At 77.4% G+C, this 390-nt stretch carries 2 protein-coding genes; one reads left to right on the forward strand and one right to left on the reverse strand.

Annotation, left to right across the window (positions count from 1 at the left end):
• Positions 1–272: N-acetyltransferase (locus M3677_RS17730; RefSeq protein ID WP_251161237.1), on the forward strand; the 272-nt coding region annotated here is incomplete at its 5' end.
• Here M3677_RS17730 and M3677_RS17735 read toward each other — a convergent pair.
• On the reverse strand, positions 239–390 hold a 152-nt coding region (locus M3677_RS17735), incomplete at its 5' end, for a phosphatidate cytidylyltransferase (RefSeq protein ID WP_251161238.1). The two genes, M3677_RS17730 and M3677_RS17735, sit on opposite strands and share 34 nt — an antisense overlap.

The following is a 390-nucleotide window of genomic DNA, read 5'->3' on the forward strand; positions in this document are numbered from 1 at the left end:
CCGCCGGGCAGCTGCGCGTGGACGGCGCCACCGCGGCGGTCGAGTCGGTGCTGACCGCCCCCGCGCACCGCGGGCGCGGCCTGGGCGACGCCGTGCTGGACCGCCTGCTGGTCGAGGCCGGGCGGGCCGGGTGCGACCTGGCGGTGCTCGAGGCCGACGCCGGCGACTGGCCGCGGCGGTGGTACGCCCGCCGTGGGTTCGTCGACGTCGGGGTGACGCGGACGGCCACCCGGCCGGCTCAGGCCGGGACGAGCCAGCTCAGCAGCAGGTAGGCCACCACCGCCGCGGGCAGCAGCGAGTCCATGCGGTCCATGAGGCCGCCGTGGCCGGGCAGCAGGGTGCCCATGTCCTTGATGCCGAGGTCGCGCTTGATGAGCGACTCGCCGAGGT

The organism is Curtobacterium sp. P97 (assembly GCF_023712445.1).
GTDB lineage: Bacteria > Actinomycetota > Actinomycetes > Actinomycetales > Microbacteriaceae > Curtobacterium.